Annotated in this window: 25 protein-coding genes, 1 pseudogene and 1 riboswitch; of the genes and pseudogenes, 3 read left to right on the top strand and 23 right to left on the bottom strand. The window is 53.1% G+C overall.

Features of this window, described 5'->3' with window-relative positions; genetic code table 11:
• Nucleotides 1-74: 74 nt before the first annotated feature.
• The 12 genes and pseudogenes from J2Z70_RS19185 to J2Z70_RS19130 form a co-directional block, all read right to left on the bottom strand.
• Complete coding sequence (locus tag J2Z70_RS19185; protein WP_209875922.1) at nt 75-626, bottom strand: GNAT family N-acetyltransferase; 552 nt, start codon at nt 624-626, stop codon at nt 75-77.
• Nucleotides 627-649: 23 nt separating this feature from the next.
• Nucleotides 650-1,129: a DinB family protein gene (locus J2Z70_RS19180; RefSeq protein WP_209875921.1), complete on the bottom strand. Its 480-nt coding sequence runs from the start codon at nt 1,127-1,129 to the stop codon at nt 650-652.
• Nucleotides 1,130-1,251: 122 nt separating this feature from the next.
• Nucleotides 1,252-2,025, bottom strand: coding sequence for a VOC family protein (locus J2Z70_RS19175; protein ID WP_209875919.1), 774 nt, complete (start codon nt 2,023-2,025; stop codon nt 1,252-1,254).
• The gene (proC, locus tag J2Z70_RS19170) at nt 2,025-2,840 is read right to left on the bottom strand and encodes a pyrroline-5-carboxylate reductase (RefSeq protein WP_209875917.1); all 816 of its coding nucleotides are present in this window, start codon (nt 2,838-2,840) and stop codon (nt 2,025-2,027) included. Before proC ends, J2Z70_RS19175 begins: the two co-directional genes overlap by 1 nt.
• Before the next feature lie 16 nt (nt 2,841-2,856).
• On the bottom strand, nt 2,857-3,690 hold the full coding sequence (locus J2Z70_RS19165) for a MetQ/NlpA family ABC transporter substrate-binding protein (RefSeq protein ID WP_036721985.1): 834 nt from the start codon (nt 3,688-3,690) through the stop codon (nt 2,857-2,859).
• Nucleotides 3,691-3,702: 12 nt separating this feature from the next.
• Complete coding sequence (locus tag J2Z70_RS19160; protein WP_209875915.1) at nt 3,703-4,722, bottom strand: uroporphyrinogen decarboxylase family protein; 1,020 nt, start codon at nt 4,720-4,722, stop codon at nt 3,703-3,705.
• A 27-nt stretch (nt 4,723-4,749) separates the two neighbouring features.
• Complete coding sequence (locus tag J2Z70_RS19155) at nt 4,750-5,409, bottom strand: methionine ABC transporter permease (RefSeq protein ID WP_209875913.1); 660 nt, start codon at nt 5,407-5,409, stop codon at nt 4,750-4,752.
• The gene (locus J2Z70_RS19150) at nt 5,384-6,427 is read right to left on the bottom strand and encodes a methionine ABC transporter ATP-binding protein (RefSeq protein WP_209875911.1); all 1,044 of its coding nucleotides are present in this window, start codon (nt 6,425-6,427) and stop codon (nt 5,384-5,386) included. Before J2Z70_RS19150 ends, J2Z70_RS19155 begins: the two co-directional genes overlap by 26 nt.
• Before the next feature lie 42 nt (nt 6,428-6,469).
• Nucleotides 6,470-7,629, bottom strand: a pseudogene (locus J2Z70_RS19145) (amidohydrolase).
• 21 nt (nt 7,630-7,650) lie between these two features.
• Complete coding sequence (locus tag J2Z70_RS19140) at nt 7,651-8,313, bottom strand: GntR family transcriptional regulator (protein WP_036722000.1); 663 nt, start codon at nt 8,311-8,313, stop codon at nt 7,651-7,653.
• A 260-nt stretch (nt 8,314-8,573) separates the two neighbouring features.
• Nucleotides 8,574-9,173 carry a hypothetical protein gene (locus J2Z70_RS19135; protein WP_209875909.1) on the bottom strand — a complete coding sequence of 200 codons (600 nt, stop codon included), beginning with the start codon at nt 9,171-9,173 and terminating at the stop codon, nt 8,574-8,576.
• Between the two features lie 171 nt (nt 9,174-9,344).
• Nucleotides 9,345-9,704 (bottom strand): HesB/IscA family protein, encoded by a 360-nt coding sequence (locus tag J2Z70_RS19130; RefSeq protein WP_036722005.1) that lies wholly within the window; start codon nt 9,702-9,704, stop codon nt 9,345-9,347.
• Nucleotides 9,705-10,084: 380 nt separating this feature from the next.
• On the opposite strand from J2Z70_RS19130, the gene mqnE reads away from it, so the two are divergent.
• On the top strand, nt 10,085-11,191 hold the full coding sequence (gene mqnE / locus J2Z70_RS19125) for an aminofutalosine synthase MqnE (RefSeq protein WP_209875907.1): 1,107 nt from the start codon (nt 10,085-10,087) through the stop codon (nt 11,189-11,191).
• Nucleotides 11,192-11,269: 78 nt separating this feature from the next.
• Nucleotides 11,270-12,331, top strand: coding sequence for an NAD(P)/FAD-dependent oxidoreductase (locus tag J2Z70_RS19120; RefSeq protein ID WP_209875906.1), 1,062 nt, complete (start codon nt 11,270-11,272; stop codon nt 12,329-12,331).
• A gap of 26 nt (nt 12,332-12,357) precedes the next feature.
• Here the strand turns inward: J2Z70_RS19120 and J2Z70_RS19115 are convergent, their stop codons facing one another.
• Complete coding sequence (locus J2Z70_RS19115; protein WP_209875904.1) at nt 12,358-12,612, bottom strand: YuzB family protein; 255 nt, start codon at nt 12,610-12,612, stop codon at nt 12,358-12,360.
• An 82-nt stretch (nt 12,613-12,694) separates the two neighbouring features.
• Here J2Z70_RS19115 and J2Z70_RS19110 point away from each other — a divergent pair, with 82 nt between their 5' ends.
• Nucleotides 12,695-12,943, top strand: a complete 249-nt coding sequence (locus J2Z70_RS19110) for a NifU family protein (RefSeq protein WP_036701687.1) — start codon at nt 12,695-12,697, stop codon at nt 12,941-12,943.
• 182 nt (nt 12,944-13,125) lie between these two features.
• On the opposite strand, the gene J2Z70_RS19105 is transcribed toward J2Z70_RS19110, so the two are convergent.
• The 10 genes from J2Z70_RS19105 to J2Z70_RS19060 form a co-directional block, all read right to left on the bottom strand.
• Entirely contained in the window at nt 13,126-14,001 is an 876-nt protein-coding gene (locus tag J2Z70_RS19105) for a MetQ/NlpA family ABC transporter substrate-binding protein (RefSeq protein ID WP_036722014.1), read from the bottom strand.
• Nucleotides 14,002-14,059: 58 nt separating this feature from the next.
• On the bottom strand, nt 14,060-14,719 hold the full coding sequence (locus J2Z70_RS19100) for a methionine ABC transporter permease (protein WP_036722016.1): 660 nt from the start codon (nt 14,717-14,719) through the stop codon (nt 14,060-14,062).
• On the bottom strand, nt 14,719-15,735 hold the full coding sequence (locus tag J2Z70_RS19095; protein ID WP_209875902.1) for a methionine ABC transporter ATP-binding protein: 1,017 nt from the start codon (nt 15,733-15,735) through the stop codon (nt 14,719-14,721). Before J2Z70_RS19095 ends, J2Z70_RS19100 begins: the two co-directional genes overlap by 1 nt.
• A 100-nt stretch (nt 15,736-15,835) precedes the next feature.
• Nucleotides 15,836-15,971: riboswitch (SAM riboswitch) on the bottom strand.
• A 92-nt stretch (nt 15,972-16,063) separates the two neighbouring features.
• Entirely contained in the window at nt 16,064-16,810 is a 747-nt protein-coding gene (locus J2Z70_RS19090; RefSeq protein ID WP_036722024.1) for a Cthe_2314 family HEPN domain-containing protein, read from the bottom strand.
• A gap of 26 nt (nt 16,811-16,836) precedes the next feature.
• Nucleotides 16,837-18,609: a UbiD family decarboxylase gene (locus J2Z70_RS19085; RefSeq protein ID WP_209875900.1), complete on the bottom strand. Its 1,773-nt coding sequence runs from the start codon at nt 18,607-18,609 to the stop codon at nt 16,837-16,839.
• 61 nt (nt 18,610-18,670) lie between these two features.
• A complete protein-coding gene (locus tag J2Z70_RS19080; RefSeq protein WP_209875898.1) occupies nt 18,671-19,606 on the bottom strand; it encodes a COX15/CtaA family protein in 936 nt (311 codons plus the stop codon).
• A 108-nt stretch (nt 19,607-19,714) separates the two neighbouring features.
• On the bottom strand, nt 19,715-20,059 hold the full coding sequence (locus J2Z70_RS19075; RefSeq protein WP_036722030.1) for a thioredoxin family protein: 345 nt from the start codon (nt 20,057-20,059) through the stop codon (nt 19,715-19,717).
• An 86-nt stretch (nt 20,060-20,145) separates the two neighbouring features.
• Complete coding sequence (locus J2Z70_RS19070; protein ID WP_209875896.1) at nt 20,146-21,774, bottom strand: putative polysaccharide biosynthesis protein; 1,629 nt, start codon at nt 21,772-21,774, stop codon at nt 20,146-20,148.
• Nucleotides 21,775-21,800: 26 nt separating this feature from the next.
• Nucleotides 21,801-22,286 carry a DUF456 domain-containing protein gene (locus J2Z70_RS19065; protein WP_209875894.1) on the bottom strand — a complete coding sequence of 162 codons (486 nt, stop codon included), beginning with the start codon at nt 22,284-22,286 and terminating at the stop codon, nt 21,801-21,803.
• Between the two features lie 19 nt (nt 22,287-22,305).
• Nucleotides 22,306-23,085: a Cof-type HAD-IIB family hydrolase gene (locus J2Z70_RS19060; protein WP_209875892.1), complete on the bottom strand. Its 780-nt coding sequence runs from the start codon at nt 23,083-23,085 to the stop codon at nt 22,306-22,308.
• Nucleotides 23,086-23,144 lie beyond the last annotated feature (59 nt).

Here is a 23,144-nt window from a genome sequence, read left to right as displayed (position 1 = left end):
ACTGAGATTTGGCGGCACATCGGACGATTTAGTTGTACGAATTGCAATTAAGCCTGCAGCTGCACCCTTCAACCCTACAGCCCGGCACGCGGGTGCAGCCCCCTATACTCATCCTCCAGAATCGAATATTGGTAGGAGTCCATCCACTTCTCTTTATGATACATATGTCCTCTAAGATGCCCTTCGTATGTCATGCCAAGCTTCTGCATCACACGCGCGGAACCGATATTCCCGGGACGGCAGGTGGCATAGATCCGGTGAAGCTCCAGCTTATGAAAGCCCAAGTCCAGCAGTGCAGCGGCAGCCTCAGTAGCATAGCCCTGTCCCCAGTACAGCCTGTTGTAGCAATAGCCAATCTCTCCCTGGCCTGTTCCGGTAATATGCAGGCCGCAGCCTCCGATCAGCAGCCCGTTCTCCTTCAGAACTACCGCATACTCGAAGCCCTGGCGCGGCTCCTCCTGTTGCAATGTCAGCGTATGGCGGATATATTCGCCGGTATCCTCCAGAGAATTGGGCCCCCAGATCGAATGCGTTACTACTGCCGGATCAGATGCATACTCATGTACCTGCCCTATATCCTCTGGAGTGAACTCTCTGATGATCAGACGTCTGGTCTCAAATTCCATATCTCTGTGGCCTCCTTACGCTTCTATTTGTCGAACAACCCTCTGCCAATCAAATTAGCTGTCACCGGCGGCTTGCCGATCTCCCGCGCCCATACCGAGAGCTGGCCGATATGATGGATCTCATGGGCGATCACATGCCGCATCACTTCCCCGTAGGGATGGGGCTCGCGTTCCCCTTCATCCGTAATATCAACCATAATCCGGTCTTCCAGCTCATCCGACCAGCCATAGACAAACGGAGCCAGCTCCGCATGGCAGCGGGCGGAGAAATCCTGCACAAGCTCCAGGCTGGCGATTTCCCCGAATGCTGGAATTTCAATGACTCTCTCCTGAATGCCGCCGCAGATCCAGCCGTATTCAACCGCTACAATGTGATACAACGTGGGCAGGATATAGCCTAAGCCCCCGGTGCGCGGCTTCATCAATTCGTCCCTGTCCACCCCGCTGCACCAGTTGAACCAATCCTGGCGCACTTGCCAGTTATACTCAAATAGCTTCTGCATCCGCTGCCTCCATTCTCCATATATTCCCTTACTCCATTCTTGTGTCACACTTTAACATAAAACAGGACAGGCCCGCTACCGCTAATTGCGGCAACAGCCTGTCCCCTAAGCTTGTCCTGCATTTATTCAAACACGTACTTGCCTTCGCCAACAGTCAGCGTCTGTCCCTTCAGCTGAGGGGAGTCCGTGCGGAACACGATCCGGCTGAGCCGGTTCTCCTCCCCTGGCGTGAATTCAAATGTCTGGTCTCCGGCCTTAAGGCTGTAGCTGCCATCCGAACCATCCGCAGGTGCGCTCACCGGAAGACCAAACAGTTCACTCCAGTGGCTGGCGGCAGCGGCCGGATCGCTGACCCGGAAGCCTGCACTGACGACCTCCACCTGGCCTGCAGGGTGAGGACGGTTGATTCCCGCACTGTTCAGACTAGCCAGCCGCTGCTCATCCCTCTCGTTCCACTGAATAATGAACGGATAGGGCAGTCCCTGGAAGTCACCGTCAATGGTCATCATCCGCCACTCGATCAACCGGCCCTGATCATCCAGACGGCGGCCGTCAATGACCGGCGACAATAACATACCCGCTTGCCTCAGTGTTGCCTCAACAGCTTCAATATCATCCGTGCGCAGCACCACCCGGCTAAGCACTTCATGCTCCGGCAAAAGCGTTACGGCATCCCGCACCACCACATTATGCTTGGTCGCCCGTGCCAGCTCTAGGTTCTCGATCCCGAGAAACTCCAGGTAGGTGAGCCCGAAATAACTGAGGGCGTTATACGTTCCCCAATCCTTATGCGATCCGCCCCGGAAGGCTGTTAGTCCATGCTCCGCGAAGAGCTGAACCGGCTGGTCCAGATCATTCACATAATGTACAAGGTGATCCCATTTCAGTACGGCCATTACTTCTTCACTCCCAGCTCCGTGGTCCGCTTCACCGCGGCCAGTACACTCCGCTGCAATCCGGCAGCGAAATCACTGTTGTTCAGCTCATACAAGCCGTGCATACCGACGCCGCCAGGCGAGTTGTTGATATCCAGCAGTTGTCTTGGATGCAGTCCGGTCTGTTGCAGCATAGCCACCGCTCCCAGCATATTCTCCAGCGCCACCTTCCAGGCTTGCTCCCGCGGCAATCCGGCGAGAACTCCAGCATCTGTGAAAGACTCAATGAAATAATAGATGTAGTTCGGTCCGGCTACCCCGAAGCCTGTGAAGATATCAATATAGGATTCCTCCAGAACCTGCACCTTGCCGAAGCCCAGCAGAAATGCTTCTACCTGCTCCAGAGAAGCGGCAGCATTCAGAGCTACACCGCTGTATCCATAACCGGTATCGGTCAAGGTATTCGGGATCACCCGGACAATCGGACGTTCTGCTCCGAAATAATCTCCAAGCTGGGCAATCGTTACCCCCGCTACAATCGATACAATGACCGCAGACGGTGAGGCAGATTGCTGGATCAGAGTTCCAAGTGCAACCAGATTATCCTGCGGGCGAACAGCGATGACGATCAGTTCGGCGGCGGAGAGGCCCTCTTGCTGCGTGCTCTCCGTGTCTACATTATATTTGGTTTTTAGAAGCCCAAGCCGGCCCTCATTAATATCTGACACACTGATCTGTCCGGCAGCCAGCGTGCCGCCTGCCAGGCAGGCCCGGATGATCGCTTCCGCCATCTGCCCGCCGCCAATGAAATGAATCTTGCCTTTTGACACTTCCATTCACTCCCTGATTAGATTAGTTGTTAGCCCAGGCTTCCGGCAGAATGAACCCGGCATATTTCTCTTGTCCGAGGATATATTCCTCGAACTCTTTGGATTCATACGCAGCCTTTAGATCCTTGGCCCACTGGGTATCCTGGTCCTTCTTGTTCACCGATACGATGATTCTGTGCTGCATAGGCGTATTCTCAATCTTCAGCGCATCTGTAATCTTGCGGTCGGGAGCGTTAGCGATATAATTCCCGTTCACTACACCATAATCAACGTCCTGCAGCGAGACCAGAATCTGTGCCGGATCCAGCACCTTCAGGTCAATCTTGAACTTGTCCGGCTCCACGCTGTTCACATTGAAGTCCGCTACCCCGGCGCCCTCTTTGATCTTGACCCAACCCAGCTCCTCTAGAATCCGCAGCGCGCGCTCCTGATTAACCGGGTCGTTCGGAATCGCGACGGTAGTGCCGTCCTTCACATCGTCAAGCGTCGTGTGGTTAACCGAGTACAGCCCCTGCGGTGCACCTGGAACATAAGCAATGCCTACCATATCGGCGCCAATTTCCTTATTGATCGCATCCATATAGGCCGTACTCTGGAAGATACTCGCGTCAATCGAGCCTTCCTTCATGGCCGGGTTGACCTGCATATTTTGCGAGAAGGTTTTGATATCTACAGTATACCCTTTTCCTTCCAGGATCGGGAGAATGGATTGCCGGAACTGCTCCTCATACGTACCTACGCCGAATCCGACTGTGATTTCCTTTTTATCCCCGGAGCTTGCCGCTTCCTTATTGTTACCGCAAGCCGCCAGCACCGCCATCGAACTAATTAGTAGAACCGCCAGTAATTTTCTCATCACTCTCATCCCCTATCCTAATACTGTGTTTTTAAAATGCACTAATGCCTCGTCTGTAACCGTCAGCGGAATGGCGCAGTTAGGCGACAGAATAAACGGCTGCCCCTTCATCTTGGCCAAGGCTTCCTTAGCCTGCTGTTCAATCTGCTCCAGATGATTTCCGGCAAATAGCCCATGATCCACTCCGCCCACCTTCGTAGCCTTGAGATCGGCGTCCAGCCCGGGATTGCCTTCGGCTACCGTATCCCAGCTGATCCCGTCAATCCGGTAATCATTGAATTTCTCAGGCTGGGCATGAGCGCCGCAGGTATGTAAAATATTCTTGCCATAGCTCGCCGCCTCCAGCACGATGGAATCATACGGTCTCGACAGCTCATCGAACATCGCTTCATCAAATAAGCCGGGGTGGGCTGTGCCTGTCACCGCATAGAACAGTCCATCTGATCCCGCCTGCCGCAGCTCCTGTACATAATCGGCCAAGGTTAAGGCAATCGCATGCAGGGCATGATGCGCAGCGGCACGGTGTTCCTTGAAGAGCGATTCCAGCGTCACCGGCTGCTCAATCCCGAATACGGTCTCCGTAACATAAGCAGAACGTCCTACTATGAACAGCAATACCGTGAGCGGTGAGAATACCGTCTGAATCAGCGGTGTATCCGGCAAGCCCTGGCGGATCTTCCTTACCGCCTCCAGATGCTCCAGCAGCGAAGGGGTTTGTGCGGCTTTTTTCACCTCAAGATCCCAGAGATTCGCGGCTGCCGGAACTGCCGTAGTCAGCTGTCTCGGAAATACCGTCCGGTAATCTGCGAAGTTATACTCATTTCCCCAGGCTTCCGCCAGATAGGTCGCTCTCGGGTTGATTTTCACCCAGTCCCAATCATATTTCTCCGTAAAAGAAATCGTAGACGACGCCAAGTCCTCAGCGTTCTGCTCCTTGTCAATAAAGTGGCGCCATCCGCTAATAATCGGCCGGTCCGCAAGTTCCCCGGATAAGATCGCCTGAAAACGCTCCTGCTTGCTCCATAGACTCATCTGCCTATCCCCTTTGTCTCGTAATCTCTAGTAACGGCGAATCTTGCGTGCCAAGGTGTTGCCCAGGGACTGAATACCCTGCACCAGAATGATCAGAATAATAACGGTAGCAACCATGACCACCTTGTCAAAACGCTGATATCCGTACACGATAGCCAAATCACCCACCCCACCGCCGCCTACGGTTCCGGCCATTGCGGTTGCCCCGATAAGCCCGATGGTCGCTGTGGTCAGGGAGAGGATCAGCGAGCCAATCGCTTCCGGCAGCAGGAAGTACCATATGACTTGTAACGGCGTAGCTCCCATTGCTTCCGCTGCCTCTAGAATACCCGGATTGACCTCCAGCAGAGAATTCTCCACCAGCCGTGCGATATAAGGTGCGATGTAGATAATCAGCGGAACAATCGCGGCACTGGTCCCAATCGAAGTATGAACAATTGCCCGTGTTACCGGAATGATAGCGACAAGTAAGATAATGAACGGAAGCGAACGGATAATGTTGATCAGCGGATTGAGCACCGTATAGAGCGCCTTATTCTCCAGTACCCCGCCTGGGCGGGTAATGACTAGCAGGATGCCCAGCGGAATACCCAGCAGCGAGCCGATGAATAGCGACACGCCCACCATCTGAATCGTTTCAATAATCGCCTTCAGGAATTGTTCACTTGTGATCGATGTCGAGAACATAGGACTTCACCTCCTCTACCCGGACCTCATGCTGCTTCATGTAATTCAAGGCCGCTTCCAGCTGTGCCGGATCACCTTGCAGTTGAACGATAATCGTACCGAGCGTCGTCTCTTGAATCTCTGTCGTATTCGCAAACAGAATGTTAACCTTAACATTATAAGACCGGATGATCTCATACAGCACAGGCTCAGAAGCGCTCTCCCCGGCAAAATTCAGCTTATACACCCGGCTCCCCTGCTCTGTCTTCAGAGTTCTGCGGACGCTTGTGGTCATACTGTTCTGAATGACAGTCTTGACGAAATTCTGCGTCGTCTGATGCTTCGGTTCTCCGAACACATCCAGCACGCTGCCCTGCTCGATAATCCGTCCCTCTTCCATCACCGCTACCTTGTTGCAGATCTCCTGAATCACCGACATCTCATGCGTGATGATCATCACTGTGATGTTGTATTCCGCGTTGATCCGCTTGAGCAGCTGCAGGATGGACTGTGTCGTCTGCGGGTCCAGAGCGGAAGTAGCTTCATCGCACAATAGTATCGAAGGGTTCGAGGCAAGCGCCCGGGCAATCCCGACCCGCTGCTTCTGTCCGCCTGACAGCTCGCTCGGATAGCTTCCGGCCTTGTCGCTTAGTCCGACGAATTCGAGCAGCTCCTCCACCCGCTTGCGGATTTCCGCCTTGCTCTTTTTCAGCAGAACGAGTGGAATGGCCACATTATCGAACACCTTTTTGGACTCCAGCAGATTAAAATGCTGAAAAATCATGCCGATGTTTTTCTTGGCTGCCCGCAGCTCTTTGTCGCTGTACGCGCCCAGATCGTACCCGTCTACCAGCACCTGGCCCTCAGACGGCCGTTCCAGGTAATTGACCAGGCGGATTAACGTGCTTTTTCCGGCTCCGCTGTAGCCGATGACCCCGAAGATATCGCCCTTCTCCACCTTCAGGCTAATCCCCTTCAGCGCTTCTATCTTCACCTCTTTGCGGGTGAACGTCTTGTACACATTCCGTAGTTCAATCATAGTTGTTCCCCTCAATCATCTGGTAAATTTAGGATTCAGGATTCAAGCCTGCTGCTTCAGCTTCGCAAGCGCCTCTTCTGCCAGCAGGGCGAAATACTTAGCCGCCGGCAGGATGGCCGCCTCATCGACATCGAAGCGGGGATGATGCAATGCATGGTTCGGGCCGGTACCAATGTTCACAAAGGCACCCGGGATTTGCTGCAAATAATAGGCGAAATCCTCTCCACCCATCTGCGGCGGAATATCATGTACCTCATAGCCTGATTGTGCCGCGACCTCTTTGGTGAAGTCTGTCCATGCTCCGTGATTGACCGTAGCGGGCGGGCCGGGATACCAGTGCAGCTTCGCCTCTGCTCCGGCTGCGGCTGCAATCCCTTCTATGATCCGCGTCATTTGGCCCGGGATGCTGCTGCGGATCTCTTCGTTATAGGTACGTACTGTACCTTCCAGCTCCACCTTCTCCGGCAGGACATTCCAGGTGAAGCCCCCGTTGATCCGGGTCACACTGAGCACGACCGGCTCTTGCGTGTTATTCAGGCGGCTGACTACGGTTTGCAGCATCGTAATGATCTGCGCGGCAGTCACAATGGTGTCTACCCCTTTCTCCGGTGTAGCGGCGTGAGCGCCGACCCCTTGCACCGTAATCTCAAAGCGGTCCACCCCCGCCGTTAAAGCTCCCGTTCTTGTGCCGAACGCCCCGTTAGGCAGGTCCGGTGAATTATGTAATCCGAAGATGGCCTCCACCCCGCTTAGCCCGCCGGATGCCAGTACATCCTCCGCACCGTGTCCCGTCTCTTCAGCTGGCTGGAACAGGATTCTGACCTTGCCCGGCAGTTCATGCTCACGCTGCTTCAGCAGGCTGGCCGCGCCCAGGATCACAGCGGTGTGGAAGTCATGGCCGCAGCATGCATGGCTCCCGGAATCTCTGATGCGAACGGCAGGCCCGTCTGCTCCTCAATCGGCAGGGCATCGATATCGCAACGGATCGCTACTATGCTGCCATCACCTTGCCCCACCTCTGCGATCAGCCCGGTCTTCAGAGGAAGGTCCAGCACACGTATTCCCGCTTCAGTCAGCCATTTACGCAGCTTCTCCGTGGTTCTGTACTCCTGATTGCTAAGCTCCGGTTCACGGTGCAGGTTCCTCCGCACTTCGGTTAGCCGGGCTGCCAGTGCTTCTTCCGTCTCATGCTGTGGTCTCATATTCCTGTTCTTCCCCCTTCATTACGTATGTTCAATTCCTCTAATCCGCTCCAGTGCAGTCGCGAGGCTGCTTAAGATATGCTCCCGCATCGCCCGCTCCGCCCCCTCCTCATCCCTGGCTACAATCCTCTGCAGAATCACAAGATGCTCCTCATCCGCCTGCGTATTCCAGTCCCCGTGCAGAGAGACATAACGGCAATACCGGAGGGAACGGTCTCTTAGCTGGTTCAGCACCTTCTCAAAAGTCTTCAGCGCGCTGATCTCCCACAAGTAATCATGGAATTCGAAGCCATAGGATACAACATCCTGCTGATCCCCCATCTGGAAGGATTGCTTCAGCTTCTCCAGAATCAGCGTTAACCGCTGAATATCCTTGATGGTAGCGTTTCTGGCAGCGCTTCTGGCGATATGGCCTTCAAGCATACTGCGGATCTGGAAGATCTCTTCGACCTCCTTAATCGTTAAAGGGGCTACCCGCAGCCTGCCGTTAGGCTGGCGCACCAGGAAATCCTCATTCTCCAGCCGCTGAATCGCTTCCCGTAACGGAGTCCGGCTGACCCCGAGAAGTGCCGCCAGGCTCTCTTCGTTAACCGCCTGATCCGGCTCCAGCTCGCTATCTATTATTTTTTGCTTAAGTGCATAGTAGGTATTATCCTTCGACAATCTTCGTGAACGCATTTCCATAGATTTCATTGCTCCTCGCCACTCATTTGCGGGTCGCCCGGTCAACTGTATAATTGTATACAATTAATAAGAGGAGAGAGATTCAAGATAAAATGAAAGTATCGGTTGAAAATCTCTCTGTGCAATCAAGCTTTTTTCATACTATAATCCCATTATCCCCACTAGTCAAGTATGTTTTATAGGGGAATTGCGAATTGACACTAATTGGACAAATAAATAACCCTCCTACACCTAATAGGTGTGGAGGGCTATTCACCTTACTAAAGTTCAAATACTATCTCATCACTTGCCTCACCCATCTTGAACGGGTGACTGTATTCTTTGAACCTAAATTGAATTCCTGAAATCTCATCAGGTAAGGGTGGAGAGACTACATATTTATATGATGCATGATCTGATCTGCTTCCACCATTAATCATTCGGCAATCATATTGGCCGTTAATATCTAGTTCGTAATGCCTATGTTGATGAGAGTTGGATTCAACTTCCGGCTCATCGTCCCAATCTATATTTAGTGTTAATACACTTGCATTACTGTATTGTCGTAAGGACGTTAGAGTATAGAAACGCTCCCCTTTCACAACTGACTTCAGAATTGCAATGTGTTGTCTAAATCCGGCTGGTTCAATCATTGGTTTATATTGTTCTTCATTCATCATACTTCCAAATAACGACATCAAGAATCCTTCATAAAGCCCAAGTTGCTCTGACCATTTAGAAATATACTCTAACGGAGGAAATCCTGGATTATTATCCGAGACTTCCTTTCTCTTCTTGATCAAAGAGCAAATTTCTTGATCGATATCAATAATCCGTTCATCATAATGCTCTGTTGGACGTTCAAATGGCATTCGTATCATTTTTACCCTCCTCATAGCTCCATTAATTATTTCATCACCATATTTTAACATATAGTGGTTTAATTCAACATAAAAAAACCTCCTAATTAAGTACAGTTTGCACCATACAAATTAAGAGGTCTCGAAATCCATAATCCACGCTTACTTTATCAATAATTCAGCATTACAGGTTTAGCAAGGCTCCGCCGCCGGGTTCCCTGCTTCTTCCTTCGTACGGAACGAGGAGCCGCAGCCGCAGGTAGCGCTGGCGTTGGGATTATTGATGGTGAAGCCGCCGGTCATGCCGGATTCCTCGAAGTCGATCTCCAGGCCGTTGAGGTAACGGATATCGTCTTTGCTGACGACTACCTTCAGACCTGCAACGTCCATGTAGATGTCCTGCTCAGTCTCGGTATCATCGAAGCCCATTGCGTACGAGAATCCGCTGCAGCCCCCGGCGGTTACGCCCAGACGGAGGAACATATCCGGCACTTCCTGCTCCGCAAGCATGGCCTTCAGCTGGCCTGCCGCTGTCTCACTTATGTTAATCATAATAACAACCTCCTTAGGGTTCATTGTATTGGAATCAAGCAGCCTTCAGGCTGTACGTAATGAAATCAATGCCTTGCCGGGAAAAGAATGAGTATGATGTATATCATTTTCATCGGCTCTTTCAATCAGTATACTCCACTATTCTTCTGCCCTCAAGTCGTAAACCGGGCGCAGGTAAGCCATTTATCCCGGAAGACCTGCAGTTTCTGGCGGTTGCTCACCCTACGGGAGAAGTTTATAATGAGAAAAGCGATAAATTTTCGATAAATTGTCACGGGGGTTGCAGTTAACCTCTATTTATAATGCCGGCTGCTGCCGGATATGCTCAGGTACACGATTATGCGATGCAATTGCCTCGCCAACCTTCAGGAGGAACTTATATGTCTACCCTTATTACACCCCACACGGATGCCCGGATGGCGAACATCATTGAGAAGGTTCGCGGCGGAGAACGATTGAATTTGGAAGACGGCGTTTATTTATATGAGAGCAACGATCTGTTAACGATCGGGCAACTCGCTAATGAAGTCAACATGCGAAAAAACGGGAATAAAGTCTATTTTATCGAGAACATGAGTCTATATTTCACCAATGTCTGCGAATCCCGCTGTGCCTTCTGCAATTTCCGCAAGGATGAAGGCGAAGAAGGGGCTTACACCCTCTCCGGCCAGGAGATGGTGGAGTATGTGCAGCAGCATATTCATCCCGGCGTGCGCGAGTTCCATATTGTAGGCGGGCATAATGATAATGTGCCCTTCCAGTACTATGTTGATTCGCTGCGTGCTCTGAACGAGCATTTCCCCGAGGTGACTCTCAAGGCTTATACAGCGGCAGAGATCGACTTCTTCACCCGCATCAGCGGACTTAGTATCCGTGAAGTGCTGGAGCAGCTGCGCGCCGCCGGACTGAAGACCCTTACCGGAGGAGGGGCAGAGATTCTGTCTGACCAGTACCGCAAAAAAATGCGCGTCGACAAAGCCAATGTCGAAGAATATCTCGAGGTGCACCGCACCGCCCATCACCTTGGCATGAAGACCCATACCACGATGCTGTACGGTTCGATTGAGTCCCGTGAAGACCGCATCCGCCATATGCTGCAAATTCGTGACCTGCAAGACGAGACCGGCGGTTTCATGGTATTCATTCCGCTGTCCATGCAGCCTAAGAACAAGAATGCGGGCATTATGCGCCGCAACTCCGCAAATGAGGATCTGAAGACCATTGCCGTCAGCCGCCTGATGCTGGACAATTTCGATCATATCAAGGCCTACTTCATTAATATCGGGCCCCAGTTGACCCAGGTTGCCTTGAACTTCGGCGCTTCCGATGTGCACGGAACGATCCTGAAGGAACGGATTAGCCACGCTGCCGGCGCGCTGACACCGGAGGGCTTGACCCGGGATGAGCTGATCTGGCTCGTGAAGGGCGCAGGACGGATTCCTGTAGAACGGGATACCTTCTATAACGAGATCAAGGTATACGAATAAGAACAGAACAAGCTTACCTCAGCCAGTGAACGCAGAACTGCCTTGTCCATTATGTACCCGAAAGGAAGATCAGTTGGCATGAGAACCCTACTTGTCTTGGGCGGCGGCTACGGCGGTCTTGCCCTCATTCAGCAACTGCTGGATAATCATCTCCCTCCTGATGTGGAAATCATCCTGGTGGACCGGATGCCGTATCAGGGGATCAAGACCGAATATTATGCACTGGCCGCAGGCACCGCCACCGATTACCATTTGCGGATTCAATTCCCAGTGCACCCCCGCCTGACCGTACGTTACGGGCAGGTGGGTTCCATTGATCTGGAGAGCAGGCTGGTCCTGCTCGATTCCGGGGAGCCGGTAGCCTATGATATCCTGGCGATTGCCCTCGGCTGTACGGATAATTACCATAACATTCCGGGTGCCGAGGAATACACCTGCAGTATTCAGAGCTTCGCCGGAACCCGGGAAACCTACCGCCGGCTGAACGATGTGAAGCCTTATGGAACCGTCAATATTGTCGGCGGGGGACTGAGCGGCGTAGAGATTGCCTCGGAGCTGCGGGAGAGCCGGCCGGATCTGAATATCTCCCTGATGGACCGGGGGGAACGTATTTTATCTTCTTTTCCGGCCAAGCTGTCCAGATATGTCGAGGAATGGTTCAGTGAGCATCAGGTGGAGACGATTGGCGGGGTGTCGGTCTCTCATGTCGAGAAGGATGCCATCTTCAATGGCACCCAAGCTATTCCGGCAGATGTGACGGTATGGACTGCAGGGATTCAGCCGGTGAAGGTCGTGCAGCAGCTTGAGCTTCCGAAGGACCGCGGAGGCAGGCTCATTGTGGGGGAATATTACAATATCGCTGAATATCCGGAGGTCTATGTGATCGGGGACTGTGCCAGCCTGCCCTTCGCCCCCAGTGCACAGGCGGCGGGTGCCCAGGGCGAACAGGTGGGCCAGATTATTCAGGCGCTATGGCGGGGAGAAACCCCGAAGCTGCATAAGATTAAGCTGAAGGGAACCCTCGGTTCACTCGGTAAAAATGCCGGCTTCGGCCTGATGGGCCGCCGCTCCGTCATGGGCCGGGTCCCGCGCCTGCTGAAGAGCGGCGTCCTGTGGATGTCCAAACGCCATTTCGGCTAAAGAATCCCGGCTTGAATCCAGGCGGCTTAGTCTATCTCCAGGTTGTCCCAGGCCTCTGCCTCTCGTATAGCGGCTTCTATGGCCTCTTCCAGAGCAGCGGGGGAATCAGCCGTAATGATCTCCCCGTCAACCATGGCGAACGGCTGGAGATAACACTCTCCGCAGTTGTTCAGACAGCCGTACTCCACTACATCATATTCAGGGTTTTGCTCCAGCTTAAGCTTGAGCGGTTCAGTGCCGTGGCCGATGTTGCTGGCACAGAATTCTATAATTGGTCTCATGATGATCTCCCTATTCTGCCTTAACCATTTTATTTTTTAACTTTTTGTACTATAATAAACATACGAAAGGAGTGATTGAGAAATGAGTGAGAATGTACAAAGCGCAACCATGTACGATGAAGTACTGGAAGTCCTTGATAAACTTCGTCCGTTCCTGCAGCGCGATGGCGGTGACGTGGAACTGATTGATGTTGAAGACGGCATCGTTAAGCTGAAGCTTATGGGTGCATGCGGCAGTTGCCCAAGCTCCACGATCACGCTAAAAGCCGGGATCGAACGCGCCCTGATTGAAGAAGTAGAAGGCGTGGAAGAAGTCGTTCAGGTATTCTAATCCCGTTTCATAAACCATCCCGGCCTCCGCTAAGAGGCCGGGATTTTTTTTATTATAGAGGATTTCGTCTGTAGGATCAACCACCCGGCGATTCAAAAAGACCAGAAGCCGCTCCGCCAGCCATTTCTGGCTACGGGCTTCTTCTGGTCTCATTAGATTATTCCGCTTCCCTAGGCTTAAGCTTAGAATGCCGGGATAATTGCTCCGTCATATTGCTTTTCGATGAATTCCTTCGCTTCCGGGGAAGTCAGCGCTGCTGCCAGCTTCTGAATGGCATCGGAATCCTTATTGTCAGGACGGGCTACCAGCAGGTTAGCATACGGGGAATCTCCGCCTTCGATGAACAACGCATCCTTCGTAGGAGACAGCTTGGCATCCAGTGCGAAGTTGGTGTTGATCAGCGCCAGGTCCACTTCATCCAGCTGACGGGGCAGCATGGCTGCATCCAGCTCAATGATGTCAAGCTTCTTAGGGTTCTCGGTGATATCCGCTTTGGTGGAAGCAATATTGGTGTCATCCTTCAGCTTGATCAGACCATTCTTGGCCAGCAGAATCAAGGCGCGGCCTCCGTTCGTTGCATCATTCGGAATCGCAACCTTCGCACCTTCTGCCAATTCATCGATCGATTTGATCTTTTTGGAATAGGCGCCAAATGGCTCTACATGAACAGCAGTTACAGATACGAGATCTGTGCCGTTCTTGGTGTTCTGATCATCCAGGTAAGGCTTGTGCTGGAAGAAGTTCGCATCGAGCTGCTTCTCGGCAAGCTGTGTATTGGGAAGAATATAATCTGTGAATTCTTTGATCTCCAGCTTAATGCCTTGGGCTTCAAGCAGTGGGGCAATCGCTTTGAGGATCTCCGCATGCGGTACAGGAGAAGCACCAATCACCAGGGTTACCGGGTCCGCAGCAGGCTCTGTAGTCGGCTCTGCAGCAGCCGCTTCTGTAGGTGCCGTTGTCGCAGCAGAATTCGTGGTGTTATTCGCCTTGTTGTTTCCGCAAGCGGCAAGCACCAATATCAAGGTCAGGCTGAAGAATGTAAGCAGTACTTTTTTCATCTGTAAATCCCCCTCTAATCCATATGGTTTATTGAATAAGGCTATATGTGGACGTACCTTATTTCCGTGTAAAATGTCTTACCAGCCGGTCACCGGCCATTTGCAGCAGCTGCACCAGAATCACCATCAGCGCTACCGAGATAAGCATGACTTCCTTCTCATAGCGGTAATATCCGTAGCGGATCGCCAGGTCACCCAGTCCGCCGCCGCCGATCATGCCGGACATTGCGGTATACGAGACAAGGGTCACAACAGTAATGGTTACACCGGCAAGCAGACCCGGACGAGCCTCCGGCAGCAGCACGCGCATCACGATCTGCCCGGTGGACGCTCCCATGCCCTGCGCTGCTTCAATAATTCCCCGGTCAACCTCCCGCAGTGCCGTCTCCACCAGTCTGGCGAAGAAAGGCGCTGCGCCGATCACCAGTGCCGGAATCGTTCCAAGCACACCAATCGAAGTGCCCATAATGGCCTTACTGAACGGAATCAGGGCAACCATCAGAATGATAAAAGGAACCGAACGCAGGATATTCACAACGAAGGATAATACCGAGTAAACCACCCTGATAATAACGTTATTTGACTTGCCCCATAAATATAACACAATTCCAAGCGGTAAACCAAGGATTATTGTGAATATTCCTGAAATAGCGATCATTTTGAGTGTAGCAATCGTAGCTTCCAGCATTTCTTCCCAATTGATTGTGCTAAAGTCCATTACAAAATCACCTCCACATCAAGACCTTGCGCTATGAGCTCAGTGAGCGTGGCTTCGACCGCACCCTCAGGTCCTTCGAACCGGACGATCAGCTGGCCGTAAGGAACATCCTTGATCGTAGAGATGGTGCCATGAAGAATGGCGAAGTGAACCCCGGTTCCCTGAACCACCTGTGAGAGCGTCGACCCGTAAGTCTTTTGCCCGAGAAAAGTGATTTTGACCGACTTCGTGTAACCTGGCTGCACAGCATCGATCGCTTGCCGGAGCGGTCCGTCCGACTGGGTCTCACTGCGGATGAATTCCTTGGTAACCTCATGCTTCGGCTTCAGAAAGACCTCGGCCACTTCTCCCTGCTCCACAATACCGCCGCCATGGATCACGGCAACACGGTCGCAGATGCTCTGAATGACATGCATCTCATGGGTAATCAGCACGATGGTCAGATGGAATTTGCTGTTGATATCCATCAGCAGGCGCAGAATGGAGTCTGTGGTCTGCGGATCAAGCGCCGAGGTCGCCTCATCGCATAACAGAACATCCGGATCACTTGCCAGCGCCCGGGCGATTCCGACACGCTGCTTCTGTCCGCCGGATAGCTGAGCCGGGTACTTATTCCAATGCTCCTCCAATCCAACCAGGGCGAGCAGTTCCTTGACCTTTTGTTCAATCTCGTTCCTTCCGGCTCCAATCAGCCGCAGTGGAAACGCGATATTATCATAGACTGTAGCCGATGAGAGCAGATTGAAATGCTGAAAAATCATTCCGATCTTACGCCGCTGCTCCTGCAGCTGTCCCTGGCTGAGCGCTGTCAGCTCGACACCGTCCACCCACACCTCGCCCGCAGTCGGACGTTCCAGCAGATTAATGCAGCGGATCAGCGTGCTTTTGCCGGCCCCGGAGTGACCGATCACCCCGAAGATTTCCCCCTTCTTAATCGACAGGCTCAGCGCAGAGAGTGCAGTTGCCTGCTTACTGCCTTTGCCATACACCTTGGTTATATCCTTCAATTCTATCAACCGCTGCGTCCCCCTTCTGTTCTAGCTTCCATCATTGCAAAAAAGACCCCCTACGATCCATGCAGATCGCAAGAGGCCCTGTGTGTATAATGACAATGCCTTCTCATCTGCCAAAACCCCCGAATCCGGCGGCATTGTAGGAATTAGCACCATGACATTTGGATGCAGCGTAAGGCTGTATTCAAACCGGTTGCCGGGCTTCATCGGGCCTATCCCTCCGCCGCTCTCGATAAGATCATAGTATGAAGTTATAGACTCCGTATCCTGTCAGAAGTTAATGTATGCCTAAGTATAATTCAGTTTCGAGATTTTTGTCAAAGGTAAGTTTTTACGGACGGGCTTGTCCGGATTTCGGGCCTGGGGCCGCTTTGTTCTTGTGCCATTGTTCATTCCCGTAGCTGTATGCGGCGGCCAGTGATTGGCATACCATCTCCAGGCTCTGCTTCAAATCCTCCAGGTGGCTGTCGAGATCCTCCAGACGAATCTTGTCATGCAATCCCTGGTGACGCTGCCAGAGGTCGTCGGTCATCTCCGCGTTCATGTAATGGATCTCAGCGTTGCGCCGCTTGCGCAAATTCTCAACCGGCTCCCGGTAGGAATTCCTGATTCGCTCCAGCTTCTCCGCCAGCGGATGATGCGGGTGAAGCAGCTGAAATTGCCTCAGCACCGTGAAATAAGAGAAATGCGTCTTCACCTTGCCTGTATTGAGATTGTACAGATTATTCAGCACCGTGCCCAGCTTGTCCAGCAGCGAGAAGACTCGGATGAAGCCATCCTTGTAGAAATACACATATCTGGCGTACTCCCCCTGCTCCGTGGACGACATATCGTCCATATAACCGGCGATCACTGACTTCCGGAAAAAGGCTGCTGCGAACCAGCTCTGCTCCAGCTCATCCAGAGAGGAGATCAGGCCGCGTGTCCAGATTTCCAGCTTGCGGTATTCATGGTCATGGTCTTCATGTGCCGCCATCTCCTTGCGCAGCATGGAGGCTGCCTTCGCCATGGACTCCATAGCTTCAGCCAGCACACCGCTGTTCACGCGGGGCGGCTCTCCAAGTAACGTCCGCAGCATATTTTGACCCTCCTTAAAATTCACTTCTACGCCAGAGGAAAATAACGGTTCCAGTTGCGGTCTACCCGCTTCGCAATATCCTCGCTCGGAGCCAGCTCCCCCGGGTATCCCGGCTTCATCCGGGCATCTATAATGATCGGCAGTGTATAGCTGACGCTGCCCCGGTGTACCCCGGCCGCCGAATAGATATCATCCGCCGGATTGAAGCGGGTGAATACGGTCCACAGGAAGGAGGTCTGCGTGCTTACCGCCTCTTCTGCCTGATCCACCAACACAATCAGCGGCCAGGCGGTCTCCCTCTCCTTGAAGGCAGCCACCAGCCGCTCCGGCAGCTCCGGGTCCTCTTCATAGGATGCACCGGAAACGGCTAAACATCCTCCGCAATAAGGCACAGCGGCGGTGATTGATGGAAGCAGACCCTCTGTATAGGTCCTTGGCAGCTCACGGACCGGGCTGCCAATGCCCGCCATCACCGCCTTACTGCCATGATTCAGCTTACGTCCGGTATAATCCAGTGTATCCATGGAGGTATTGGCAAAGATCGTCAAATCCGATTGCGGATTGAAGCGCTCAAGCACCGTTTCCAGCAGCTTGGGGAAATCCGTTAGCTCCACCTGCACATTAGTCAGCAGCAGGAATTTGGTTAAGGAGAGCTGACCTTCCCCTAAGATACGAAACGCTGACACCATATACTCACGGGGATAGCTCTCCCTAACGACCGCTGAGGTCAATGAGTGCGAACCGGATTCGGAGTAGGACCAGAGCGCTTTGACCGAAGGAATCAGCATAGGATAGGCTGGAGCGAGCAGCCGCTGTAAATAATCCTTCAGATAATAATCCTCCTGACGCGGCTTGCCGGTGATGGTCGCCGGGTAGATGGCATCCTTGCGGTGCCACATCCGCTGAACATGCATGACCGGGAAATCATGCTGCATGGAATAGTAGCCGGACTGGCTGCCGTAAGGCCCTTCCGCTCTCCGCTCCAGCGGAGACACGCGTCCCCGGATGGAGAATTCCGCCTCAGCCGGAATCCGGTGCCCGCCCAAGGGGTCCTGCACCATGGGAAGCTTGCCGCCCAGCATCAGCGAAGCCAGCATCAGCTCCGGAATCCGTTCAGGCACCGGTGCCACTGCCGCTGCAATCAGGGCCGGCGGACCGCCGATGAAGACAGACACCGGCAGGGTCTCGCCGAGAAGCTCTGCCTGCGAGTGATGGAAGCCGCCGCCCTTGTGAATCTGCCAGTGAATACCTGTGGTGCTGTCGTCATACATCTGAATCCGGTACAGTCCGAGATTATGATCCTTGGGGTTGGTGATATTCTCCGTATAGACCAGAGGAAGCGTGATGAACGCCCCGCCGTCCTTAGGCCAGGCCGTAATCCGGGGCAGCTCCTTCAGCGGATCGCTACTGCTGCAGACGCCGAGTACCGGAGCCTCTCCTTGCGGTATATTCTTGGTTCCTGCCCTCAGCAGCTCCAGCAGCACCGTCTTCTCCCGCCATAAGCCGGCACCTGAAGGCGGAATCAGCTGATCCATCGCCGTTGTCAGCGACTTCAGCAGCTGCTCCGGTCTTGTCCCAAAGGCCTTGTTGACGCGCTGAACTGTACCGAACAGGTTCGTAGCGACCGGGAACGGTGTTCCTTGCACATTCGTGAACAGCAGTGCCGGGCCTTCCTCCTCCACCACCCGGCGGTGAATTTCGGCAAGCTCCAGATAAGGATCAACAGGGGTATCTATCACTGCCAGATCCTTATCCCTACGGAGCTGCTCAATCCATTGTCGTAAATTACCGTATCGCACTATAGCGTTCCTCCTCAAACAGGACCTTATGCTTATCCCGTCCACCGTTGCCGTTTACTTATTACTTGCTGCCCCTGCCGGCTCCGCTTAACTGCCAGACCCTTACACTCATGTAGCACAGAACCCCGAAGAGTCCGGAGATCAGCACGATATGAGACAACGCAGCAAATATGTACAATCTTTCATTATTCAATGTGTATACTACTGCGGCTCCGCTGAATACCTGCATCAGGCATAGCAGAACTGCCGCTACTCCCAGAGCCCTCAGCTCCGGCAGCTCCTTATGCTTCCAGAAGGCCAGATGCCCAAGTATAGCCGTCAGCAGGAACAGAATCGCCGCCGCCATCCGGTGAATGAATACAATCCCTACTCCGCCGCTCATCTCCGGAATCCATTGTCCGTTACACAGCGGCCAGCCGGAGCACCCGCCTTGGGAGCTGGTATGGCTTACGTAGGCCCCGATGTAGACCACGATATATGAATATACTGCAGTAACCCAGGTTAAGTTGCGGAAGGCTGGGCGGACTTTGGGACTTCCTGTGCTGAATTCCGCTCCTGGAGCGAATGTCCGTCTGGTCCCAAGCGCCAGCATCAGCGAACCGGCGAAGGCAATCAGCGAGAAGCCCATATGCAGGGCCATAACCGCAGCCGACTGCGATTTCACTACTGCAAGCGCTCCCATCCCGCCTTGAACGATGACGAAGATCAGGGTCAGCAGGGCATAGGCCAGCAGATCTCTGCGGTGCCTGGCATAACGCCAGAAGGCAACCATGGAAGCCAGGGACAGCAGGCCAGCCAGGCCGCTGAACAAGCGGTGGGTATATTCAATCAGAGAGCCGATGGTATAGGCCGGAATCAGCTTCCCGTGGCACAGCGGCCACTGATTTCCGCATTCCAGTCCCGAGCCGGTCTTAGTCACCACAACCCCGCCAAACAGCGCCATGAACATAATGAGACAGGTCAGATAGCTGAGCCATTTTAATTGAAGTGTCGTCAATAGTATCACCCGTATTGTATAGGAATGAGTATGAAACATATAAATGCTTAAATTATTAGAAAAAAAGCACCGCTTCTGCTCGGATAGGGCGAAAGCGGTGCTGCGTAATTACTTGTGAATGCTGAGATAAACGTCCAGCGCCGTATCAAGGAACTTCTCGATTTCCTCCCGGGACTTCCGGAGCTTGTTCACAAACCGGACCAGTTCCCGTCCATCGGTGTACGCGACAAAGCTTGGAATGCCCAGTATATTCTGTTCCTGGCTGACATCGCCTACGGCATCGACATCCACTTCGACCAGGGTAAGACGCTCTGCATATTTCTGTTCCACATCCGGCATGAACGGATCAATGAATTTGCAATCCACACACCAATCTGCCTTGAAGACTGCCACCGTCAGGCGCGGAGACTGAATTGCCACCTGGAACTGGGCAGGCGAGCTGATTTTGTCCATTTATTGACCATTCCCTTCTATCAGAAAGTTACACAAGAAGCTTGCTCTTTAAGTGAAGCAAAATGTACGGAATAAGTCAAACATCATTATTCACCGGCACGTACACGGGCTGGCTGCAACTTCATCAAAGGACCCAGCAGCTTGCGCAGCGGACGGGGATAACCGGCAATCTCCTGGCTGCTGAGTACACCCAGAATGATCAGGAGAACCAGATACACAATCACGACTGCCGCTCCAACCACCAGACAGGTAATCAGGAAGGCCAGACGGGCCGGCATCAGATCAGTCATCAACAGGCCTGCTTCATTCAGACCATAGCCGATGCCTGCCGAGGCCAGAACCGCAATGGAGAAGCCTCCCCAGCGTTTGCCGAGAATGGAGAAGGGTACGATTTTTTTGAGCATCCGCAGATTCAGCAGTGTAATGACAATGAAGCACAATGCCGTAGAGCCGATAATGCCGTAGATGCCGAACCACTGGCTGAACAGGAAATTGGAGCCAAACTTCACGAGGATACCAACAAGTACATAATACATCGATATCCGCGATTTGCCCATTCCAAGCAGGATCGAGTTCGTGGTCATCATCGTAATCTGGAAAATAGTGCCGAGCGTCAGCATGGCTACAATTCCGCTTCCATCGAGTGTCTTGAACAAGAGGCCATTCACAGAATAAGCAGCCACGACCAGGGAGAGCACAACCGGTGTGCCGGTCAGAATGGACACCCGCATGGCGAGTGTGACCTGACGCTGCAGGTGCTGTTCATCTTTGCGGGCGAAGGCGGCAGATATAATCGGAATCAGCGATGCACTTAGGGCGATCGACAAGACCGGAGGAATCCCGGCCACGCTCTGTGCCCGGCTGCCGAAGATCCCCAGTGTCCACGTAGCTTCCTTCAAGCCGATTTGTCCGCTAAGCAGCGGCACAATAAAGGTTGTATCAATGAAGTTCACTACAGGCACCGTAACGGAAGACAATACAATTGGTATGGATAGCTTGAAAATATCCTTGTAAATCTTCAGCAGAGGGATACGGGCCTCACTCGATTCATACAGTGCGACCTTCTCCTCGCTGCGGCGCAGCTTCATGGCATAATACAGCATCACGCCGAAGGCGCCGATACTGCCGAGCACACTCCCGAAGGATGCGCCTGCTGCCATCCAGGTGTTGCTGTAGCCCTGACGCAGCAGAATGAAGGCAAGCAGAATGGCCGTGGATACCCGGGCAATCTGCTCAACAATCTGTGAGATGCCGCCGGCCATCATATTGTTACGCCCTTGGAAATACCCGCGCATCATCGCGATCGCGGGGAATAGCAGCAGCGCCGGGGCAATCGCCCGTATGGCCAATGTACTCTCGGGAACCTTGCTGGATTCCGCATAATAAGGAGCAGCTATGTAGAGCGCCACACTCATAAGCACACCAACGACAGCCGCAAAAATCAGCGCCGCCCGGTACACTTGCTGTGCTTCCTGCGGGCGGTTCAGCGCATAGCGCTCGGACACCATTTTACTAAGTGTGCTGGGAATTCCCGCTGTCGCCAGCGGCAGTAGCAGCAGATACACGTTGTTGGCTTGTGTAAACGCAGCGTTACCGACTTCATTGAATAAATGCTCCAGCGGCACCCGCTGGGCAAGCCCGAGGACACGGGCCACCAGTGCGGCTGCCGCCAGAATAAGCGTGCCTTTGACAAAGGATTCTTTCTTGGTGGACAAGCTGTTTCGCCTTCTTCACAATAAATTTAGTAACGCCCGATCCAGATAAAGAAGAGGACGATCATAGCAATCTGCAGAATAATCTTGACGACTGTGCTGCTGAACAGCCCCAGCAGAGCGCCGAAGCTGACCTTAACCGCTTTACCGGCCTTCTCGCCGGCAATCAGCTCGCCGATGAAGGCACCTGCGAACGGGCCAATCAGCAGGCCAAATGCCGGAATCACAAACGGACCGGCAATCAGACCGATGGTGCTGCCGATCACGGAGGCGCGGGAGCCACCGAACTTCTTGACGCCCCAGGCCCCGACCACGTAGTCGGCAATGAACAGAACGACAACGATCAGGGTCTGGGCAATCCAGAACCAGGGACCGAAGGAGTCGAAGGAAAAGAACCAGCCATATACAAAGAAAGCCAGGTAAATCGCAAGCGCCCCCGGCAGAATCGGATATACCGCCCCCGCCAGCCCGATCGCGAATAAAGCATTGATCAGAATCCAGCCCAGAATTGTCAATTCCCTCAACTCCTTAATCTTAAGCTCGCTTCGATATGCGTCCGGCCGAGGTTCCGGCCTCTGTCAGGATGTACTTCTGGATCACTTCCGCGATCCCGTCTTCATTATTCGTAGCTACTACCGCATCCGCTTCCTGCTTGACAGCTTCCTGGGCGTTACCCATGGCCACTCCGAAGCCGGACTGCTGGATCGCTGCCAGGTCGTTGAGGCTGTCGCCTACGGCAACAACCTGGGACATATGAATGCCCAGCAGCTTGCATACTTCAAGGATGCCTGAAGCCTTATTGACGCCAAGCGGATTAATCTCCAGGTTGAACGGCGAGGAGTTGGTGATCTCCAGCCCGCCCAGCTCCTGCAGGCGCATCAGCAGCTTATGACGGATATCGTTATCCTCGGTGGAATAGCCGAATTTCAGCCATTCCCTGCTGTCAATCTCCCCGTCCCAGCTATCCCGGTTGTACACCTCATCTACGGAGTAGGCCCAGAACCAGATATCGAATTCTTCAGCGATCTTGTGCATCTCCCGGACCAGTTCAACATCCATCAGGGACCGGCGATACAGCTCATGAGGCGCACGCCAGACTTCACTTCCGTTGACCATAATCATCGGAGTGTTCAAGCCAAGCTGTTCAGCATACGGCATCGCACTGCGCGAGGAGCGTCCGGTAGACAGGCAGACATGTACGCCGGCTTCCATCGCTTTTTTGATCCATTCCACCGTAAGCGGGGTAATCTTCTGTTCGTCGTTCAGTAGGGTTCCATCCATATCCAATGCTAGCAGGCGGTATTTGGCAGTCATTTGCCACCCCTCCATTCTTGGTTGCTCTTTCGTTTGAAGGCAACCGTATATTTGGTATT

It is taken from the genome of Paenibacillus silagei, assembly GCF_017874735.1.
Taxonomy (GTDB): domain Bacteria; phylum Bacillota; class Bacilli; order Paenibacillales; family Paenibacillaceae; genus Paenibacillus_AQ; species Paenibacillus_AQ silagei.
Note: the sequence above shows the minus strand (reverse complement) of the source record. Positions and strands in the feature narration are given on the sequence as shown.

Excerpts from the sequence above, each read along its gene's own strand:
- mqnE (WP_209875907.1), top strand. The coding sequence starts at position 10,085 with ATGTCTACCCTTATTACACCCCACACGGATGCCCGGATGGCGAACATC.
- J2Z70_RS19155 (WP_209875913.1), bottom strand. The coding sequence starts at position 5,409 with ATGTTCTCGACATCGATCACAAGTGAACAATTCCTGAAGGCGATTATT.
- J2Z70_RS19180 (WP_209875921.1), bottom strand. The coding sequence starts at position 1,129 with ATGCAGAAGCTATTTGAGTATAACTGGCAAGTGCGCCAGGATTGGTTC.
- J2Z70_RS19100 (WP_036722016.1), bottom strand. The coding sequence starts at position 14,719 with ATGGACTTTAGCACAATCAATTGGGAAGAAATGCTGGAAGCTACGATT.
- J2Z70_RS19130 (WP_036722005.1), bottom strand. The coding sequence starts at position 9,704 with ATGATTAACATAAGTGAGACAGCGGCAGGCCAGCTGAAGGCCATGCTT.
- J2Z70_RS19115 (WP_209875904.1), bottom strand. The coding sequence starts at position 12,612 with ATGAGACCAATTATAGAATTCTGTGCCAGCAACATCGGCCACGGCACT.
- J2Z70_RS19165 (WP_036721985.1), bottom strand. The coding sequence starts at position 3,690 with ATGAGAAAATTACTGGCGGTTCTACTAATTAGTTCGATGGCGGTGCTG.
- J2Z70_RS19060 (WP_209875892.1), bottom strand. The coding sequence starts at position 23,085 with ATGACTGCCAAATACCGCCTGCTAGCATTGGATATGGATGGAACCCTA.
- J2Z70_RS19110 (WP_036701687.1), top strand. The coding sequence starts at position 12,695 with ATGAGTGAGAATGTACAAAGCGCAACCATGTACGATGAAGTACTGGAA.
- J2Z70_RS19135 (WP_209875909.1), bottom strand. The coding sequence starts at position 9,173 with ATGATACGAATGCCATTTGAACGTCCAACAGAGCATTATGATGAACGG.
- J2Z70_RS19105 (WP_036722014.1), bottom strand. The coding sequence starts at position 14,001 with ATGAAAAAAGTACTGCTTACATTCTTCAGCCTGACCTTGATATTGGTG.
- J2Z70_RS19150 (WP_209875911.1), bottom strand. The coding sequence starts at position 6,427 with ATGATTGAACTACGGAATGTGTACAAGACGTTCACCCGCAAAGAGGTG.
- J2Z70_RS19120 (WP_209875906.1), top strand. The coding sequence starts at position 11,270 with ATGAGAACCCTACTTGTCTTGGGCGGCGGCTACGGCGGTCTTGCCCTC.
- proC (WP_209875917.1), bottom strand. The coding sequence starts at position 2,840 with ATGGAAGTGTCAAAAGGCAAGATTCATTTCATTGGCGGCGGGCAGATG.
- J2Z70_RS19185 (WP_209875922.1), bottom strand. The coding sequence starts at position 626 with ATGGAATTTGAGACCAGACGTCTGATCATCAGAGAGTTCACTCCAGAG.
- J2Z70_RS19140 (WP_036722000.1), bottom strand. The coding sequence starts at position 8,313 with ATGGAAATGCGTTCACGAAGATTGTCGAAGGATAATACCTACTATGCA.
- J2Z70_RS19090 (WP_036722024.1), bottom strand. The coding sequence starts at position 16,810 with ATGCTGCGGACGTTACTTGGAGAGCCGCCCCGCGTGAACAGCGGTGTG.
- J2Z70_RS19075 (WP_036722030.1), bottom strand. The coding sequence starts at position 20,059 with ATGGACAAAATCAGCTCGCCTGCCCAGTTCCAGGTGGCAATTCAGTCT.
- J2Z70_RS19175 (WP_209875919.1), bottom strand. The coding sequence starts at position 2,025 with ATGGCCGTACTGAAATGGGATCACCTTGTACATTATGTGAATGATCTG.
- J2Z70_RS19160 (WP_209875915.1), bottom strand. The coding sequence starts at position 4,722 with ATGAGTCTATGGAGCAAGCAGGAGCGTTTTCAGGCGATCTTATCCGGG.